The 19,387-nt window shown below is 36.2% G+C and carries 21 protein-coding genes and 1 other annotated feature; of the genes, 5 read left to right on the top strand and 16 right to left on the bottom strand.

Going from position 1 to position 19,387, the window contains the following annotated elements; translation table 11 throughout:
• Positions 1-12: 12 nt before the first annotated feature.
• Entirely contained in the window at positions 13-2,394 is a 2,382-nt protein-coding gene (locus EUC40_RS01930; RefSeq protein WP_156573402.1) for a 3-hydroxyacyl-CoA dehydrogenase/enoyl-CoA hydratase family protein, read from the bottom strand.
• A gap of 237 nt (positions 2,395-2,631) precedes the next feature.
• On the opposite strand from EUC40_RS01930, the gene EUC40_RS01925 reads away from it, so the two are divergent.
• Positions 2,632-2,778 carry a YuzL family protein gene (locus tag EUC40_RS01925; protein WP_001096344.1) on the top strand — a complete coding sequence of 49 codons (147 nt, stop codon included), beginning with the start codon at positions 2,632-2,634 and terminating at the stop codon, positions 2,776-2,778.
• Positions 2,779-2,865: 87 nt separating this feature from the next.
• Positions 2,866-3,705, top strand: a complete 840-nt coding sequence (locus EUC40_RS01920) for a D-alanyl-D-alanine carboxypeptidase family protein (RefSeq protein ID WP_071712713.1) — start codon at positions 2,866-2,868, stop codon at positions 3,703-3,705.
• Between the two features lie 22 nt (positions 3,706-3,727).
• On the opposite strand, the gene EUC40_RS01915 is transcribed toward EUC40_RS01920, so the two are convergent.
• The 4 genes from EUC40_RS01915 to EUC40_RS01900 form a co-directional block, all read right to left on the bottom strand.
• On the bottom strand, positions 3,728-4,645 hold the full coding sequence (locus EUC40_RS01915; RefSeq protein WP_156573400.1) for a proline dehydrogenase family protein: 918 nt from the start codon (positions 4,643-4,645) through the stop codon (positions 3,728-3,730).
• 312 nt (positions 4,646-4,957) lie between these two features.
• Positions 4,958-5,203, bottom strand: a complete 246-nt coding sequence (locus EUC40_RS01910; RefSeq protein WP_156573398.1) for a YusU family protein — start codon at positions 5,201-5,203, stop codon at positions 4,958-4,960.
• 49 nt (positions 5,204-5,252) lie between these two features.
• Complete coding sequence (locus tag EUC40_RS01905) at positions 5,253-5,555, bottom strand: MTH1187 family thiamine-binding protein (protein ID WP_001018860.1); 303 nt, start codon at positions 5,553-5,555, stop codon at positions 5,253-5,255.
• A 77-nt stretch (positions 5,556-5,632) separates the two neighbouring features.
• Positions 5,633-7,633: a methyl-accepting chemotaxis protein gene (locus tag EUC40_RS01900; protein ID WP_071712715.1), complete on the bottom strand. Its 2,001-nt coding sequence runs from the start codon at positions 7,631-7,633 to the stop codon at positions 5,633-5,635.
• 188 nt (positions 7,634-7,821) lie between these two features.
• Here EUC40_RS01900 and EUC40_RS01895 point away from each other — a divergent pair, with 188 nt between their 5' ends.
• Positions 7,822-8,580, top strand: coding sequence for a TrmB family transcriptional regulator (locus EUC40_RS01895; protein WP_156573396.1), 759 nt, complete (start codon positions 7,822-7,824; stop codon positions 8,578-8,580).
• Between the two features lie 28 nt (positions 8,581-8,608).
• On the opposite strand, the gene EUC40_RS26850 is transcribed toward EUC40_RS01895, so the two are convergent.
• From EUC40_RS26850 to EUC40_RS01870, 6 genes are all read right to left on the bottom strand, one after another.
• Positions 8,609-8,785 carry a hypothetical protein gene (locus EUC40_RS26850; RefSeq protein WP_071712717.1) on the bottom strand — a complete coding sequence of 59 codons (177 nt, stop codon included), beginning with the start codon at positions 8,783-8,785 and terminating at the stop codon, positions 8,609-8,611.
• Positions 8,786-8,864: 79 nt separating this feature from the next.
• Positions 8,865-10,109, bottom strand: coding sequence for an MFS transporter (locus EUC40_RS01890; RefSeq protein ID WP_156573394.1), 1,245 nt, complete (start codon positions 10,107-10,109; stop codon positions 8,865-8,867).
• 47 nt (positions 10,110-10,156) lie between these two features.
• Entirely contained in the window at positions 10,157-11,473 is a 1,317-nt protein-coding gene (locus EUC40_RS01885; RefSeq protein ID WP_000546332.1) for an APC family permease, read from the bottom strand.
• A 65-nt stretch (positions 11,474-11,538) separates the two neighbouring features.
• Positions 11,539-11,775: a binding site (T-box leader), on the bottom strand.
• A gap of 292 nt (positions 11,776-12,067) precedes the next feature.
• A complete protein-coding gene (locus EUC40_RS01880) occupies positions 12,068-12,883 on the bottom strand; it encodes a hypothetical protein (RefSeq protein ID WP_156573392.1) in 816 nt (271 codons plus the stop codon).
• Positions 12,884-13,013: 130 nt separating this feature from the next.
• Entirely contained in the window at positions 13,014-13,796 is a 783-nt protein-coding gene (locus EUC40_RS01875) for a membrane protein insertase YidC (protein ID WP_000920549.1), read from the bottom strand.
• A gap of 28 nt (positions 13,797-13,824) precedes the next feature.
• Positions 13,825-14,109 (bottom strand): hypothetical protein, encoded by a 285-nt coding sequence (locus EUC40_RS01870; RefSeq protein WP_071712721.1) that lies wholly within the window; start codon positions 14,107-14,109, stop codon positions 13,825-13,827.
• 277 nt (positions 14,110-14,386) lie between these two features.
• Between EUC40_RS01870 and EUC40_RS01865 the strand changes: the two genes are divergently transcribed.
• Positions 14,387-15,280, top strand: a complete 894-nt coding sequence (locus tag EUC40_RS01865; protein ID WP_071712722.1) for a YitT family protein — start codon at positions 14,387-14,389, stop codon at positions 15,278-15,280.
• A 107-nt stretch (positions 15,281-15,387) separates the two neighbouring features.
• Here the strand turns inward: EUC40_RS01865 and EUC40_RS01860 are convergent, their stop codons facing one another.
• Entirely contained in the window at positions 15,388-15,909 is a 522-nt protein-coding gene (locus EUC40_RS01860; protein WP_071712723.1) for a GNAT family N-acetyltransferase, read from the bottom strand.
• A 459-nt stretch (positions 15,910-16,368) separates the two neighbouring features.
• Between EUC40_RS01860 and EUC40_RS01855 the strand changes: the two genes are divergently transcribed.
• Positions 16,369-16,755: a DUF3938 domain-containing protein gene (locus EUC40_RS01855; protein ID WP_001077777.1), complete on the top strand. Its 387-nt coding sequence runs from the start codon at positions 16,369-16,371 to the stop codon at positions 16,753-16,755.
• A gap of 246 nt (positions 16,756-17,001) precedes the next feature.
• On the opposite strand, the gene EUC40_RS01850 is transcribed toward EUC40_RS01855, so the two are convergent.
• The 4 genes from EUC40_RS01850 to EUC40_RS01835 all read right to left on the bottom strand — a co-directional run bounded on the left by EUC40_RS01850 (position 17,002) and on the right by EUC40_RS01835 (position 19,252).
• Complete coding sequence (locus EUC40_RS01850) at positions 17,002-17,142, bottom strand: DUF3985 family protein (RefSeq protein ID WP_000404783.1); 141 nt, start codon at positions 17,140-17,142, stop codon at positions 17,002-17,004.
• Positions 17,143-17,238: 96 nt separating this feature from the next.
• The gene (locus EUC40_RS01845; protein ID WP_156576903.1) at positions 17,239-18,291 is read right to left on the bottom strand and encodes a M50 family metallopeptidase; all 1,053 of its coding nucleotides are present in this window, start codon (positions 18,289-18,291) and stop codon (positions 17,239-17,241) included.
• Between the two features lie 42 nt (positions 18,292-18,333).
• The gene (locus EUC40_RS01840; protein WP_156573391.1) at positions 18,334-19,047 is read right to left on the bottom strand and encodes a DUF3169 family protein; all 714 of its coding nucleotides are present in this window, start codon (positions 19,045-19,047) and stop codon (positions 18,334-18,336) included.
• A complete protein-coding gene (locus tag EUC40_RS01835) occupies positions 19,031-19,252 on the bottom strand; it encodes a helix-turn-helix transcriptional regulator (RefSeq protein WP_156573389.1) in 222 nt (73 codons plus the stop codon). Before EUC40_RS01835 ends, EUC40_RS01840 begins: the two co-directional genes overlap by 17 nt.
• Between the last annotated feature and the right edge of the window lie 135 nt (positions 19,253-19,387).

Genomic DNA, 19,387 nt, shown 5'->3' with positions numbered 1-19,387 from the left:
CTCCCCTCGTTATTAGTTACGTAATGGCTTTCCTTTTACAAGCATGTGCTGCATTCTTGCTTGTGATTTCATCTCACTTACTAAGCTAATAAATGCTTCACGTTCTACATCTAATAAATACTGCTCATCAACTTCTGTTCCGTACGGCACTTTTCCGCCTGCAATGACATATGCAAGTTTCTTCGCAATGTGAAGATCATGTTCAGAAATGTAACCTGATAAATGCATTGCTTCTGCACCAAGTACAAGCGTTGCATAGCCTGTTTCACCAACAACTGGTATCTTTTTGCGAATCGGCGCTTTATAACCCGCTTCATATAAAGAAAGTGCTTTCTGCTTCGCATCATATAGTAAGTGATCACCATTCACACTAATACCGTCTTTATCGCCTAAGAAGTTGTTCGATACAGCTTCTTGTGCTGATGTAGAAACTTTCGCCATCGCTACAGATTCGAATACTTTATTCGCAACTTTTTGCAGATCAAACTCCACACCGTTTGGCATTTTATTTAAGTGTTTAATGTATAGCTCTTTATTACCGCCTCCGCCAGGGATTAAGCCAACACCAACTTCTACTAAGCCCATATACGTTTCACTAGAAGCTTGAATGCTCGCTGCTGGTAAACATACTTCTGTACCTCCGCCAAGTGTCATACCATATGGTGCTGCTACAACTGGCTTAGAAGAGTACTTAATTTTCGTCATTGCATCTTGGAAGTTTTTCACAACCCACTCAATTTCAAAGTAGTTATCATCTTGTGCTTCCATTAAAATCATTGCTAGGTTCGCACCAACGCAGAAGTTCTTCGATTGGTTACCGATAACAAGACCTTTATAATTCTTTTCTACTTCATCAACAGCGTAGTTAATCATTTGCGTAATATCCATACCGATTGCATTGCTCTTCGAATGGAATTCTAAGCAAAGGATACCGTCGCCTAAATCGATTAAGCTCGCTCCGCTATTTTTCTTTAATACGCCATTTTTCGCTTTTAATTGTTTAAGAGAAATTGCCTTTTTATTACGCTCAATTAGCTTATATTCGCCATTATCGTAATAGTAGCTATCGCCGTTATCATGTTTGTAGAAAGTAGTGAAACCTTTCTCTAACATTTCTTTCACCCAAGTCGGAACAACTGCGCCGTTTTCTTCCATCTTTTGAACGGACTTTTCAACACCAATTGCATCCCAAACTTCAAACGGTCCTTGCTCCCAGCCGAAGCCCCACTTCATCGCTTGGTCAATTGCAACGATATCGTCAGCGATTTCTTTATGAAGTTTTGCAGAGTATAAAAGAGTTGGTGTAATGATGTTCCATAACAACTCTCCTGCGCGGTCTTTCGCGTATACAAGCGCTTTCAATTTATTCGATAAACCTTTTTCTTGTTTGCTTAACTCGATCGATGCAGCTTTTAATTTTTTACGAGCTTCGTACTCCATCGTTTCTGGATTTAATTCTAGAATTTCTTTTCCTTGCTTTAAGAAGAAACCTTGACCTGTTTTACTTCCAAGCCATTTTTTATCAAGCATGTCATGCATAAAAGCAGGTACTTTAAATACATCACGCTCTTCTTCTTGTACGTTTTCATATACGTTATTTGCAACATGTACGAATGTATCTAAACCGACAACATCTAATGTACGGAACGTTGCACTCTTCGGACGACCAATTAATGGACCTGTTACAGAATCAACTTCCCCAATGCTGTAGCCGCGTTTTATCATCTCTTGAAGAGTTACAAGTAAACCGTACGTACCGATGCGGTTTCCAATAAAGTTTGGTGTATCTTTTGCGATAACAACGCCTTTTCCAAGAACGTCTTCGCCAAATAGTTTCATGAAACTTAATACTTGTGGATCTGTTTCTTTCGTCGGTATTACCTCTAGAAGTTTTAAATATCGTGGTGGGTTAAAAAAGTGTGTGCCTAAGAAGTGTTTCTGGAAGTCGTCTGAACGACCTTCTGCCATTTTTTCAACTGAAATGCCTGACGTATTCGAGCTTACGATAGAACCCGGTTTACGAACAGCATCTACTTTTTCAAATAGTTTCTTTTTAATATCTAAGTTTTCAACTACTACTTCAATAATCCAATCTACATCAGCAAGACGCTCAAGATCATCTTCTAAGTTACCTGCTTCAATCAGTGTTAAATTCCCTTTCACTGTCAGAGGAGCTGGTTTTTGCTTTACTAGTTTCTGCACAGCCGTATTACTAAAACGATTTCTCACACTTTTATGTTCTAATGTAAGTCCCTTCGCTTCCTCTTCTTTCGTAAGCGCAGGTGGTACAATATCAAGCAATAATGTCGGAATACCAATATTAGCTAAGTGTGCCGCAATTCCTGAACCCATTACGCCTGACCCTAGAACAGCAGCCTTTTTAATTTGGAACATCCAATTCTCCCCCTATTCTTGAATGAATGCTCATTCAATTTTTCGACATAAGTCGCAATCAATGAGTGAGCCTCTACTAATAAATATATGATAACGTTTGAATTTTCGCAATATATTTATTTATAAAATTTTCTGAAATAAATACTTTTCTTTCATTTGGCTATGCTATACATGTGTATTTTCTTCATTCAAATGCACTTTTCCTTTTTATAATCTGACGAAATTGGAGGAATATATATGGCAAAACTTAAGAAGAACCCTTCAAAGGCTGGAATTAGCGCAGCAAGCGTAACTGGAAATGCAGGTCCGCATAATCACGGTGTAGAAAAAGGCCGTCAAGGTAATAATCAACAATATAAGAAACATAATATGGGCGAAAAATAACGCTATATTTTTGGGCAGAGAACGTGGCATAATGGGTAATGGCTGCTTTTTCTGCCCAATTTATTTGTAACAAATGAGGGAATTATAATGAAGCGAACAATAGTTATGATTGTAATGATTGCTACACTATTTACAGGAATGATTTTCTTCTCTTATGCACACAGACAACAAGCTGTAAGAGCTGATCAACCTAGTATTACTGGGCAATACGGAATTACAATCGATGCAGACACAGGTGAAATTTTGTATGGGAAACGCGAAGACGAACGCTCTTATCCGGCTAGTATAGCCAAAATGATGACAACGCTTCTCTTACTAGAGAATGTAAAAGAAGATGAAGAAATTACAATTACAGAAAATGCGATTAAAACAGAAAGTCAAAGTAAGAAGATTAAACTACGTGCTGGTGAGAAATTAAAGCGTGATGAGGCATTAAAACTTATGCTTATCATTAGTGCAGATCCGATAGCTGAGTCAATTGCAGAACATATCGCAGGATCAAAAAATGAATTTGTGAAAATGATGAATGAAAGAGCGAAGGAACTTGGTACAAAACATGCGACTTTCAAAAACGCAAGTGGTGCTGATGCACTTGGAAATAAAGTATCACCATATGATATTGCTATTATTACGAAAGAAGCATTAAAGTACCCAGTTGTTTTAGAATATATGAATTCAACACGTACAACTCTACATACTTCAGAACGCTCTCCAAACATCGCAAACTATGGACGAGAAGAACTCTATGACGATCCATATGCGATTGGAAGTAAAAGCGGTCTATCGGCACTCGGAAAATATACGGTCGTAACCGTGGATGAAAAAGATGGGAAACGCGTCATTAACGTCGTATTATCTTCTACTCGCACGCAACTATATCCTGATACGAAGAAAATGGCACATTACGCGTTTCAGCAATTAAAATAACCAAGGAGTATAGTCTCCTTGGTTATTTTTTGATCATACCTTTTAATACGAACGCAACGTTTGCTGGACGCTCTGCTAGACGACGCATGAAATAGCCATACCAGTCGTTTCCATAAGGCACGTACACACGCATTTTATAGCCTTCTTTTACTAGCTCAAGTTGACGCTCTGTACGAATACCAAATAACATTTGGAATTCAAATTGATCCCTTGAAATGTTATGTTCTTCGGCAAGTTTTTTTGTATATTCAATAATCGCTTCGTCATGTGAAGCAATTGCAGTATAATTTCCATTTAATAAGTGCATTTTAATAATTTTTTTGTAATTGTCATCTACATCTTTCTTTTCTGGGAACGCCACTTCTTCAGGTTCTTTATAAGCCCCTTTTACAAGACGTAAATTAGGGTTATAAGCGTTTAAGTCCTCAATATCTTTTTCTGTACGGTATAGGTAAGCTTGAATAACAGTACCAATATTATCGTATTCAGATTTTAATTGTTTAAAGATATCAATTGTTTTCCCGCAGCGTGTATAGTCTTCCATATCAATGGTAACAAACACACCATTTTCTTTTGCAGCTTCTAAAATACGGCGCATATTGTTCATTACGATTTCATCAGAGATATCTAATCCCATAGAAGTCATTTTTAAAGAAAGCTGCGAATCAAGACCTTCTCTTCCAATTGCACGGATCGCTTCAATCGATTGGTTAGCCATTTCATTTGCTTCTGCTTCATTATCAACGAATTCCCCTAAATAATCGATTGTTACACAAAGACCTTGCTTATTTAATTGTTGAATAGCAGCTGTCGCTAATTCAATCGTCTCCCCTGCGACGAAGCGACCTGCACCAAAGCGCAAACCGTACTTTTTAGCCAGTTTTGTTAGCGCTTTATTTTTAGATAAGAAAAGAAACGAATTTCGCATTAATTGTTCCATGTAATTCACCCCTATGACTGTACTTTATCTGTTTTTTACCCCTCTTCAAAATTATATCATTCTTTAAAATTATTTGATACAAATAATTATTTAGATAATTTATAAAATACTATAAAAACATTTAAAAACCTATATTCTCGCTTGTAAATATGAAGGAAATATTTTTCGACATTTAGAAAAAACGGGTTTACTAGGACCAAAATAGGCATGCCGAAAATATTCGACATGCCTATAAAACCCTTTATATTCCATGTAAATTATACAAGGATATTAATAAAAAAAACTTGAGGTAACATTCACCTCTAGGTTTTCTCACTGCTCATTTCGCTTCTCTTCATTCAACTTTTTAATATTCGTAATTAGCTGTACCATCTCTTCTTTTGCATCAGGATACGTCTCATTCCAATGTTTCACTAAAGCTGGCATCGTCTTCGCAATGTAAGAATAAAGCGCCCACTTCTGCACCTGTTCTTTCCTCTCTTCATTGCTCTCTCCAAGTAATAATTCCATATATTTCTCTAACAACCCATCAAATTGCTCGTTAAACTTTTCACTCATCTTTATTTACCTCCTATATGAAAAAAGCAGCGAATATCGCTGCTTTTTCTTATAATTTTGATCGAACAGAGTTTAATTTCTTCTCCATTGTGCTTACTTTATCACGGCGATCATCGATACGAATTGTTGTCGCAACACGCTGTGCGCCTTTCGTATATGGCACTTCATGCATTTGTTGAATAACTTCTAGAATGACAGGAAGATCTCCTTCAATAATTGTATTCATCGGTGTTAATTGATACTTCACGCGATCTGCATTTTTCTCTAGCACCTTTTGTACTTCTGCTACATATTCACTAACACTTGGATTACCTGTTCCTACTGGAATAATCGATACGTCAACAATTGCCATAGTAACTTGCCTCCTATATTCGCTTCTTATATATCCATTGTCTATTTTACCAAAATCTTTATCATTTTAATAATAAGTTATTCCTCTACTTTAAATTGCTCAACCAGTCTTTCTAAATCGCGCATATGCTCTGTCAAACTTTCCATCGTATGAGCTACCTTTTCTAGATGGTTAACCTGTGACTCAGTCGCTGCATTTACCTCTTCAGAAACAGCTGCACTTTCTTGACTCGTACCAGCAATTGTTTGCATTACCTCTGTAATTTCTCCTTGCTCGTGACCTATATTATGTACTTCTTCAACAATGTTCTCAACTGAAGTACTAATCGTATTTACTACTGACATAATTGTGCGGAATTCCGTTTCCGCCTCTGTCGTCACTTTATTTTGTGTATCTGCAATATCTTTCAACTTACTTACAACTTCTACAACTCGTTTTACTTCTAATTGTACATCCCCGATCATCGTTGCAATTTCTCCTGTTGCCACTTTTGATTGCTCCGCTAATTTTCGAACTTCTTCAGCAACAACCGCAAAGCCCTTACCTTGCTCACCCGCACGCGCTGCTTCAATTGACGCATTTAAAGCTAACAAATTCGTTTGATCAGAAATACCTTTTATAAGTTCTACAACATTTTGAATCGATCCGACTCTTTGCTCTAACCTGCCAGATGCTTCTTCTGTATGAACAACAATTGAAGAAGATTCTCCCCTTGTACGAACTAAATTCTTCATCGTGTGTAATCCTTGTTTAGATGCCGATTCTGCTTTGCTAGCCACTCCTTTTATTTCACCAACGGAGCTATTCATTTGCTCCACTGACTGCGCCATGTTCTCAAGTTGTGCTGAAACTTCATCTACACTATTCGCAAGAGTAGATGCTCCCCCGCTTACATCATCCATTGCACCAGAAACTTCTCTACTAGCCGCTACAGTTTCATTCGTTAAATAATGTAGATTATTCGTTGATTGTTGTACCGTCGATACGCTGTTTTTAATTTTACTTACCATTTCATTCATTTGCTCAACCATACGATTAAAATGGTTCGTTAGCTCCCCAACCTCATCTTTACTCGTCACTTTCATTTGCAGCGTTAAATCACCTTCCGCTACTTTTTGAACGTGATCCGTTAATAGTTGCAGTGGTCTTGCTAATCTTCTTGAGAATAAATATGAAGCTATGATTCCAACTAATAAGCTAATACATGCCATTATAATGACTGTATTTCTCGTACTGTTTAATAACTCATCAATTGTTTGCTTCGGATAAAAAATACCGATTTTCCATTTCATCGCATCAAATGATTGGCTATAAACGACTACATCTTCACCCTTTACTGTCGTTTCAGCAAATTTTGTTACATCTTTATTTAAACTCTTCATAAGCGGTTCTTTAGAAATATCTTTCCCCACTTTTTCCGGATACACAAGAGCCATATTTTTATCATTTACAATAAACATTTCGCCGTTGTTACTGTATTGAATATTATGAAGCAACTTCTGAATCGTCCCAAGTGATACATCCATCGCAACAACACCTAATACAGATCCATCTTGCGCCGTAATTGCTTTAGAAACTCCTACACTTAGCTTACCTGTTGTAATTTCGTATAAGGGTTGGCCCCAATGAACTTTTTTCACATCAGCCTCTGAATCTTTATACCATGGTCTTGTCGTTGGATCGTATCCTTCTGGCACTTGCCCACCGTCAGCAATACTAGCACTCAATGTCTTTTTATCTTTCGTACCTATATATAAATCTAAAATACCAGGATGATTCTTTTTATATTCCAAAAACTCTTTCGTTAAAAATGCTTCCTCTTCCGGAGTTACCCCGTCTTGAATCATATTGCGAACCATTTCACTGTTCGCATAATATCCCATATCTTCATCAATTCTTTGAACAAATCCCGTAAGTTGCTCTGTCACAAGATCCATCGTATTTTGAGAATACTGGTCTAAGGAGCGCACTTCCTTCTCTTTCTGTAATTGATACATTGTTGTACCTAGTATGACAAACATCATAGAAATCAGTACCGAAAATACTACTGCAATTTTTAACCGTAAACTTCTCAACATCTTCCCCCATGCATCCCCTTCTCGTTGTAATGTAATCATATTAATCATTATATTAAGTATAATGGATAGATATAAAAAATTGAAATTAATTCTCATCTCAATTTGACCAGAACACCTACTACCACTTGTGCAAAAACAAATAGTTCATTATTCTTAAGCTATATAATCTCATTCGTTCGGAGGGAACTATGTTACAAAAATTCGGTTTCTCACAATATGAAAGCCAAGCTTATGAAATTGTCGTATCAAGCAATGAACCGTTAGATGCTACGACAATTGTGAAGCACTCTGGTGTTCCAAAAGCAAAAATATATGAAGTGCTAGCACGCCTGATCGATAAAGGCATGGTAATGGATTCTGTTTCAGAAAAGAAAAAGTTGTATACAGCATTGCCACTCAAGCTAGCAATTGAAAAATTAACGACAGAATTCCAATCAAACATTCAAGAATTGGAAACGAATATATCGAAAAAATCATTTACAGATGACCGTGTATGGAGCTTAAAGATGCAATCTTCTATTCGAGTTCAAAGTAAAGAACTCATAGAAAGTGCAACAGAATCAATTCGTATTTCAGCTTGGAATGATACGCTTTTAGAATATCTTCCATTACTAGAACAAAAAGCAAAGCAAGGTGCCATGATTGAATCTCTCATAGTCGGAAACGTAGAAACAGAGTTAGAAAATATGCATTTTCTAATTCCAGCTGAAGAACCTAACGCATTAGAGCGTTACTTACTACTTATCGTTGACGACCGCGAAATTTTATTCGCTGGTGTAGAGCAAGAATCATGGCAAGCGATGAAAACAATGTCACAACCTTTCGTGAAGTTCTTTACAGAATTCTTCTATCACGACGTTGCACTTGCGAAAATCACCCAGAAACACCATGACCTCTTTATGGAGGATGAAGAAATTAAGAGTTTGTTAATGAAGTTGAGGTATTAATTGAAAACCAAAAAAGGAGTCTAGGTTTTCACCTAGACTCCTTTTTATTTTGTTCCTTTATCTCCATCAACAGCTCAATAATTTTCTCATTTTGTTCCACTTGTTTCTCTGAATTTTGATAGATGAAACGAATCCATCTAAAGAGAAAAATTACAAGGAAGAATGGTATAACCGTAAATATAAAACCAATAATTGAATAATCCATATACTATCACCTCGCTATATACCTCTTTCTCCATTTCTCTCCTAACCCCTGCAATTTTTTACAAAACAAAAAGAACCTATCAAACGATAGATTCTTCTTTCGCAAACTGAGTAGAGCGTCCTCTCGTAATCGAGAAAATCGCACAAAGCAGCGCTAATATAATAAAGCCGCCTCCTACCCAAGCATTATATATAACAGATGATTTTTCAATAACAACTCCGCCTACTGTTGAACCGAGCGCAATTCCTAAGTGAAGGGCAGAGTTATTCAAACTTTGCTGAATACCAGCTGATTCCGGTGCAATTTCAATTAAATAGTTTTGCTGTGCTGGTGAAATAGCCCAGCTCAGCATGCTCCAAAGTCCCATCATAATGATGAAGAGCGGGAATGAGAATGTCATCATTGGCAACATAAAGATTACACACGCAAATACGATAATGATGGAAATAATACTTTTCTTCGATCCCCATTTATCAGCAAGAAAGCCCCCAAGGCCGCCTCCAAGTACCGCTGCAATTCCGAAAATGAAGTAAAATACACTAATCCAATTCGCTTCAACATGCATAACATCTTTTAAGAAAGGCGTTAAATATGCATATAGTGTTAAATGACCTGTTAAAAATAAGAATGACGTTAACTGCGCACTGACGATTTTTTTATCTTTTAACGTAGCAATTTGTTCTCTTATTGATAATACCGATGTCGCTGGTACTTTCGTTAAGAACAATGAAATACAAGCGATCGCCATAACCGTTAGTACCGAAATTAATACAAATGGTGCACGCCATCCATATGCATTGCCAAGTACAAGACCAAGTGGTACTCCAAGTACGAGCGATCCACTAATCCCCATAAAAATGATTCCAATTGCACGCGCACGAAAATGCGGTTCTACTACACTAGATGCAAGTGTTACAGATAGTGCAATAATTAATGAACCACTCGCTGCACAAATAACCCTTGAGAACATTAACATTCCGTAATTCACACTAAATGCTGAAATGATATTTCCGATTAAGAAAATTGATAATGCCCCAATATATAATGTTTTTCTTTCTATTTTCCCTGTTAATGCTAATAAAACTGGACCTGACAAAGCAAATACTACCGAAAATATTGTGATAAGCTGACCAGCTGCACTAATTGATACACCTAAATCATTGGCAACTAAATCAAGCGTTCCTCCTATAATTAGCTCAACCGTTCCGACTACGAAAGCCGCAATAGCTAAAATGTACACACGAAAATTCAAGTCTTTCCCCACACTTTCTATTTTGGTTACTACGACTATAGTAACCAAAATAGAAAGTGGAAGCAAGTACAATTTTTTTACAATAAAAAAGGTAGACGTATTATACGCCTACCTTTCAATCATGACACTTCAGTTTTATTTTTCTTATTTAAGTACCAATACACCGGCAGTCCAGTAAACACAATTCCAATTGATAAGAAGCAACTTACCGGATCATTGATAATTGCACTACCAATTACAAAAAACGAACCTAAAATCGCGACAATTGGTACGATTGGGAATAACGGTACACTATACGCACGCTCTTTATTCTTATTACGTTTTCTTAAAATGAAGACACCAATAAACGTCATTACATAGAAAATATAAATAATGAATACGGAAATCTCAGATAGCTTATTTGGATCACTAATAAGCATTAAAATAATTCCTAAGATGATTTCAACAGTAATCGCATTTGCTGGTGTTTTAAATCTTGGGCTTTCCTTTGCGATGAACTTAGAAAATGGAAGTTGTCCACGCTCTGCCATCGACATCGGGATACGTGGGAACGTTAAAATCTTTCCATTTAAACAACCGAAAATAGAAATGATAATACCGATACTAATAATTTTCCCGCCATATTCTCCAAGTAACATGCCCGCAGCTGTCGCTGTTGCATTTTCTCCAAGGTCTACAATCTTCGTTGCTGGTAATACATTTAATAACGCTAAGTTAATTAATACGTAAGCAGCCGTTACAATTAAAATCCCAACAGTCATCGCTTTCGGTAATAATTTTGTCGGATTCTTCATCTCTCCGCCAATAGAAGCTAGTAAAATCCAGCCATCATAAGCAAATAACGTTGCTAAAATTGCCATCCCGATACTTTGATTTTCTGATATCGGCACAACTACATTAAAGATATCGCTATTCCCTTTCCAAAAACCTAACACAACAATTAATACGATCGGAATCATTTTACCGATTGTTGTAACGGTTTGGACGATACCTCCATATTTTGTTCCCATACTATTTACAACGCCAAGGAACACAACTGTTCCAATTGCGATTGGTAAATTCCATACTTTATCTAAATAGAAAAAATTAATCATTAAAGAACTAAAATACAAACCTAACGTTCCGATAATAGCTGGTCCATAAACAATCGTCTGCATCCAGCCTGATAAATACCCCCAAAAACTTCCGTAAATCTCCTCTAAATACGTATACAACCCACCATTTTTCGGGATTTGCGCTCCAATTTCAGCTACTGTTAAACCACTTGCTAGCGTCAACAGACCACCAATTACCCAAGCAAGAATAGCCATATTAGAACTTCCTGAGTAATCTAATACGCTCCCTGGCTTCATAAACACACCAGATCCAATAATCGTTCCTACTACGATAGAAAGTGCTACTGTTAAACCAATTTTGTTTTTCTCATCATGATGCATGCTGCGTATCCTCCTTCCAATTCTAGTGTGATGCAAAAATGAAATAAAAAAACACTCCTCCCTAAAAAAGGGACGAGTGTCGTATTCGTGGTTCCACCCTTGTTTCAATTCGTAAAGTGACACACTTCACCAATTTCTCAAGTCTAAATAACGGTTTTTGCCGGCAAGCAATTACTAGGTATCCGTTCACTGCTGCAGTTCAGAGGTGGTAATCCATTTTTCCGTATTAGGAAGCTCACAGCCAAAGGCCTCCCTCTCTGAGAATCGTAAAAAATTGATCATGTCCTCATCATCACTTCTTGATGTCGAATTTTGTAGTTATTGTTCATTATATTGAATTGTTAGAAAAAATCAATATATTTTTTTATATAACATAAGAAATATTTCTCTTCTTATATTATAACAGAAGATACAACACTTCTCTAATTCCCTTATATTTTCGGAGCAATATAGTTGTAAAAAAATCATATAAACGATTTCCGAAATACACCAATTCATTAACCAAAAACGACAATAATAAAAGGAGGCTGTTTCAAAGACAGCCCCCTCACACATGTATCTTTCGGTTGCCCTTACGAAAGATACATAACTCAATTATTTCTCATCTTTTTTCATAAAAAACTTATGATGCGGAAGGTCCACATTCAATGCCTCTAATTGTTTCTTTTCATTGTCTAAAATCGATTTCACTTTTTCTTTCGTCTGATCATCTAATCCCGCAAATATATCTTCATGCTTCTCTTTCTCTGGAAGTTTCACGTCTAGTTTTGTTAATTCCTCTTTTGCTTGCTCATGCGTTAATTTCCCAGATTTCTTTTGCTCTAGAATCAACTTAACCTTTTCCTTTGTAGCCTCATCTAATCCTGCAAACATGTCTTTATGCTTACCTTTCTCCGGGAATTTCACACCTAGTTTCGTTAATTCTTCTTGCGCTTGTTCACGTGTTAATTTTCCGGATTTCTCTTGTTCTAAAATTGACTTCGCTTTTTCTTTCGCCTGATCATCTAACCCAGCGAACTTGTCACCACGCTTCCCCTTCTCCGGGAATTTCACACCTAGTTTCGTTAATTCCTCTTGCGCTTGTTCACGTGTTAATTTCCCGGATTTCTCTTGTTCTAAAATTGACTTCGCTTTTTCTTTCGCCTGATCATCTAACCCTGCAAACATATCTTTACGTTTTTCTTTCTCTGGAAGCTTTACACCTAGTTCTTCTAACTGTTTCTTTGTATCGTCCATAATTGTTTTTACTTTTTGTTTTGTAGCGTCATCTAAATCTTTCTTCGTCGTTTTTGTAGGCTGATCTGCTGCTGGAGTATTCGTTGCCGCAAATGCTGGTACACCTACTCCTCCTATAATTCCAAATGATAAAGCACCTGCAATTGCTAAATACCCAACTGTTTTCTTCTTCATAGGAAATTTCCTCCTTCATATTTCTAAAGCATGTACACTTTCGTATACAATGCCTATAGTAAAGTCGGTTTCTTAAAATTCCCTTAACGTTTCAAATAAAAAAACACCGCTCGTAATGAGCGGTGTTTCTCTATGCATTTTGTAATTGTACTTCTTCACGTTCCATTATTTTTCTTAATACAATTGTTTGCGTCATTGTAAATAGGTTACCTGTAATCCAGTACAACACAAGTCCTGATGGTGCTGCAAATCCCATAAACAAAATCATTGCTGGCATCATAATTTGCTGCACTTTCAGCATTTGACTTTGCTCTCCAGACGCCATATTTGATTGAAATACCTTCATTTGAATAAATGTCGTTAACGCTGCAATAATCGGTAATATATGATATGGATCTGCATGTCCTAAGTTCACCCATAAAAATGAAGATGTGCGAATCTCTTCTGTTCGGCTAATTGCATAATACAAAGCAGAGAAAATCGGCATTTGTATAAAAATTGGCCAGCAACCAGCAAGTGGATTCCAACCGCCTGATCTCATTAGTTCTGACATTTCTTTTTGATACTGCTTTTGTTTTTCAAGATCTTTGCTTACATCACCGTATTTTTTCTTTAGCTTCTGCAGTTCAGGTTGCATTTTTTTCATTTTCATTTGACTACGATATTGCGAAACAGCTAATGGAATCATCGCTGAACGAACAACGAGCGTAATGACAATGATAGCAATCCCGAAGCTAGCTCCAGGTATATGATGAGCAACAAATTGGATCATATACGAGATTGGATATACGAAATAATGGTTCCAAATTCCCGTACTATGTGAATCTATTGTACCTGCATTACTGCAGCCAGATAAAACAAAAACAAGTAATAATGATAAACTAATGAGCCTAGATCGGTATGATTTTAACATGTTCATTCCTCCAATGTTTCGTAATTAATTAGCGAAACATTGGTGTATACGGACCGACCTCGTCATTCTCATCACTCGATTCTTGTCTACGTACAGAACGAATCATTCCATATTTATAAAAAATGGAGAAAAGCGGTACATTTCCGGTACCCTCTTCACACGTATCAACTAGCTTAAAAGCTCTTTGTCTACCGCTCGATGCTTGCTGACGTACAAAGCGCGAGACATTAGCAAGAAAAAAGACTTCTAATAAACAAAGCGCTGTCGTTACAAACGATATATATAGAATTGCATCCTGCAATAAAAACTCCATCGCTTCACATCCTTAATAAAGTCATTTTAGCACATTCGATAAACATTCTCTATTTCCTTTTATCGTCAAAAAAAGTATTTTGCATATTTTCTCAAGAAAACAATAATTAAGAAACATTGTATTCGCTTTCTTTAGTATATTCACGCACATCAATGAATAGGTTTGATTTGTTAGAAATTTATAAAATTTTTGCATTATAATAAAACTATTGCCAGTTTTTGAAAAAAGCTTTATTCTCTTCTTGTAATCAAAAATGAATATGGAGATGAAACATACTATGGGTCAACTAGGAGACGCCGATTACGTTCCCGACACCGCCTTTTTATCCTTCCCAGCAGCTAAAACATTTCATCTAGAATTTATCATACAGTTAATTGTTATTTTTATAGCTTCTATTTTGTATGCAATTTCTATGAATATGTTTTTTATCCCGCATAATATGATTAGCGGTGGATTCGCTGGTGTAGGGATGATTATCGGTTATTTAATGCACTACAATATCGGAGCACTTATCTTTTTACTAAACATTCCGCTTCTTATTTTAAGTCACTTTTACTTAGGAAAGAAGACAACCTTTTTAACAGCATACTTTGTAGCAGTATCATCTTTAGCGATGAATATTCTTCCCGTACACCAAGTTTCAGATGATATTTTACTTTCATCTGTATTCGGTGGTGTCATCTGCGGTGCTGCCTCAGGAATCATATTCCGATTTGCTTCGTCAACAGGTGGTTTTGATGTCGTTGGATTGATTGTAGCAAAACATCGAGATATTTCGATTGGAGCAATCATCTTCGGATTCAACTTAATCTTACTTGTTGTAGCAGGATTTATTTTCGGATGGGATATTACGCTTTATACGTTAATTAGTCGGTTTGTAGTCAGCAAAGTGATTGATGCCGTGCATACAAAACATATTAAATTAACGATAATGACAGTTACAGAAAAAGGCGAGGAAATAAAAAGCGCACTACTACATCACGGCATACGTGGCGTGACAATGGTAGATGCTGTCGGCGGCTATACAAACCATAAGAAAAAAATGATTTACACTGTCGTAACTCGCTATGAGTTAGGCGAAATGAAACGTATTATCCGTCAAGTGGATAACAAAGCATTTATGAACATTACTGAAACAGTTGAAATTGTCGGCCGTTTCAAACGCATATAAAAAGGTTAATACATTAAAGGGCATAACATATTAGTCATATATAATATGTTATGCCCTTTGTTGTTCAACTAACGCACCCCTTAGCATAATAATCACGAAGTTTATTACTACAAATCGGAGGATAGCATTCCATATACAATACTATCTGTCCATTCATTTTTATTCCAAAAATCTTGTATGAAATGTGCTTCCTTTCTCATCCCTATTCTTTCACACAATTTTTTTGAAGCTGTATTACGTGCATCAAGATTAGCTTGTATACGATGTACATTAAATTCATTAAATAATTTCAACACCAAACTATTTACTGCTTCTGTTGCCAAACCTCTCCCAGCTACTTCATTTGAAAAACTATAACCAATCTCAACAGTATCTTTCATATTTGTGTACCATACGGATAAATCACCAACTACTTTAGTCTTGTATATAACTGCCAAACTTAATATTGATTCTTTAGTCAGTACATTGTTTGCTAGCTTCTTATTAAATCTCTCCTGCATGTCTTCATGAGTCCACTTATTATGTAATAGAAACTTACATGTATCATCATTATTATAAATAGCAAATACATCCTGTAAATCATTACCCTTAAAAGGTCTAATTATTAATCTTTCTGTCGTGATTTCCAAGTTAGCTCTCCTCCCTTACATTCATGCTACAAAACATTTTTTATAGCATGTAAGTCCCCTTCTTATATCTCACCTTGATTACATATTTCATCATAGTAAATTAAAATCCTTCTTCCACTAAACCGCACCGTTAATGGGAATTCCTTGCGATTTTTATTTTTTACACTTATTACAAAATCAGATAATTCTATTATTGTGACCCTAAATGTGTTATAATGAAAGCAGACTCACAAAAAAAGAGTATATAGACTTGGAAGTTTCTCTTATTTTACAAGCAAAAAGAAACGAGCAGTCGGGTATATTTCAGACACCATACACGTAACGGTTTAAAAACCGATCATCTTAGTTATTCTTCACTGATCTTTTTATAAAAAGATACGTACAACTAAAATTCACTTCAATATACTATACCTACCTTTTTGACTTCCAAATCATCTTATTACATAGGGAGATGAACATATGAATCAATATATACGATATACAATAGCCGTTCTGTTTGCTATTATCGGCGGTACAATCTGCTTTTGGACAAACACTCAGCTTGGAGAGAATATCATTTTTAATGGAATCGAAACACTTGTAAGCGCTTCAATTTTAGGCGGGTACATTTACTTCCTCTTCAATCCAGAAGAAAATGCACAAAAAACAATGTTATTAACAATGATCGGAATCGTTGGCGGATGTATTTCCTACTCAATGACTAACTATACAGTACCACTTCAATTAAGCTCAGCTTTCTTCCACGGTCTATGGACTTGGTTCATTGCATTCTGCCTAGCAGACGTATTCAATCTATTACAAACTACTGAAGAAGATAGCGGTCGCCAAATTGAAAGTAACTCGTAAGCTGGAAGATATTCCTCCAGCTTTTTTATGTTGTTTTGCATACTCCGTCACCACAATAAAAAGAAGCTACCCCACGGCAACTTCTTTTCCACATACCCCACTTAGTATTCACTACAATATATCAACGATTTTTCAAATATATCGACCGTTTCTCCACTTATATCGGCGATTTTTTCATTATATCGACGATTCGACACAACTTATCGACTTACCGACATTTTTCGGCATCTCAAATGCACAGCATACCTATCCCCCAAGCAATTTACTGCCGAACTCTACGATTAAAAAGATAACTAATAGGATCGCGAGTATCTTTAACGCTACGTATGCTACTTTAAAAACAGCATAAATGAGCAAGACTATTAAAATAATCGTTAAAATTTCCATCTAGAATTCCTCCAAGCTTTGCTCTTCTTATCTTATTTTACTCGCCCCAGACTTTTTATGGAACGGCATAAGATGACATAGAAAAAAGAGGATACCTCATCCATCGTAAGATACCCTCTCCTTCAGCTGCTCAAACCATTCTCTCTCTAATTGTAAATATCCCATTTCACTCTTCTCAGCACTCTTTAATTCCTTATCGGCTTTCTTCATATAAGTGCGTGAGGCTTCCATATCGCCCTCTAAATATTTTACAATTCCTTGTGTGCGGTAATATCCATGCAAGTCCATTTTTGTAATTGCCTTTGCAAGTTCTTTTGCTTCTTGCAGAGAAAGACTATCCATCTGATATAGAGCTTTATATAAAAGATACCAACTATGAAAACTACTAACGAAAAATTTATTTTCTTTCGTCACAGGTAGTTGAACAATTTGCTCTACATATGGTATCGCTCTTTCCATTCCCTTTTGATCAGATCGAGTAAAAAAGACTAGCATAAGTCCGCTCATTATGTCTCTTATACTTCTATTCTCTTTTAATTTTTCCTCACTCAGTTCTACTAATTTCTCATCCCAATCTTTCGGCCTTTTATAACTAAATAACTCACTCGATACTTGAATCGTATATAAATGATCTCTAGCCTTTTCATCATCTTTAATTAAAATGAGAAATTGCATACCATCGCTCAGGAAAGTTCCTTTTATCGGCACGATTGTAACTGCAAAAATCGTAAAATGTAACACGGCGAAATATAAAAGATATTGATAATAACTTACCATGTATATGTAACCTGAAGTAATACCGAATAGTAAACTCGTAATCGGTCCACCTAAAGTCATCCATGCCCATTTTTTCGAAAGATTCGGTGTCTCTATAGAAGGTGGTACTAACATTGCCACGCCTCCAAAGTACGCCCATAATTTATTTTCTCGAATGCGCACAGTCCCTTTCTCTTTTTGAACAGTAATAGGCCCTACTGTCGTAAATTTAAATTTCAAACCGCCTATCAAACCGAATATGACATGTCCTAGCTCATGAATGGCTATTACTAACAAAGAAATTCCCACTACTGCCCATATGTTCAACATAGTTTCTAATTTCTCGGTTCGGATTACTCCGTATAAAATGGACAGAACTAGCGCCGCTGTCATTGAACCAGCTGGCCTTTTTAAAATATCCACTTTTCTCTCTCCTTAATAAATCATTTTCCTATGCATTTCGTACATATATGTTCCAACATGTAAAACCCAAACAAATGAAATCATAATAACCATAAAGAAGTCTGTTCCATCTAATAGTGCATACAAAATCGCTGCAAACCATGCACAAGCAAGTGTCATATTTGTATATTGATATGCCTTATATCCCGCTTCATGAACAATTTGCTTCTGCCCTTCATCTGCGTTCTTTGCCCACATTTCCATTGACTGAGAATACGAAACACTCTGTTCTGGATATAGAGCGTTATACCTTTTCCTCATTACAGATCCTAACCAAGTTATAGCAATAAAGCACACTGTAGATAGCACAATACTTACACTAACAAAGAGCAAGTTGCCCTCACTTGTATACGTTCTATAAAAAGCGATAACTGAGCAAACAAACCATGATGGAATAACAATTTCCATTAATCGAAAATAAATAAGCGCTATCCCTAATCTTCGTCCCTTAACATTTTCTTCTTCATCTTTTGTTTGTGCGAGCGCTCTTGTACGCTTCCAAATATAATATATAGCTATTACGCCAAATAAAGTCATCATGCCAATACTAATAACAGGAGATATTTTACTAGTTCCCTCTGTTGTAATATCTCCTACTACATACCCTATAAACCCACCAAAAATTGCTCCTACTAAGAACTTCAATATAGCCGTCATTTTCCCATTCCCCTTACTCCCCATCTCCATCTTCCCCCTCTACTAACGTGAATATTTCCTCCACCGGTACATTGAAAATTTGTGCGATTTTTAACGACAATACAATAGACGGTGCATAATCCCCGCGCTCAATTAAACTAATCGTTTGCCGCGATGATCCAATCGCTTTCCCTAAATCCCCTTGTGATATACGATGCTTTGCTCGCAATTCTCTCACACGATTTTGCAGCTTCATACCTTACCTCTTTTTCATTTATTTAAATAAAATTGTAAATAATATCCTTATTTTTGTCAATTATAATTGTCATTTTGACGTTAATAATTGACAAAAATAAAGATGTATTATGATGGAAATAACCTATATAATGAA

The organism is Bacillus luti (assembly GCF_009739945.1).
In the GTDB taxonomy this organism is placed as follows: domain Bacteria; phylum Bacillota; class Bacilli; order Bacillales; family Bacillaceae_G; genus Bacillus_A; species Bacillus_A luti.
Note: the sequence above shows the minus strand (reverse complement) of the source record. Positions and strands in the feature narration are given on the sequence as shown.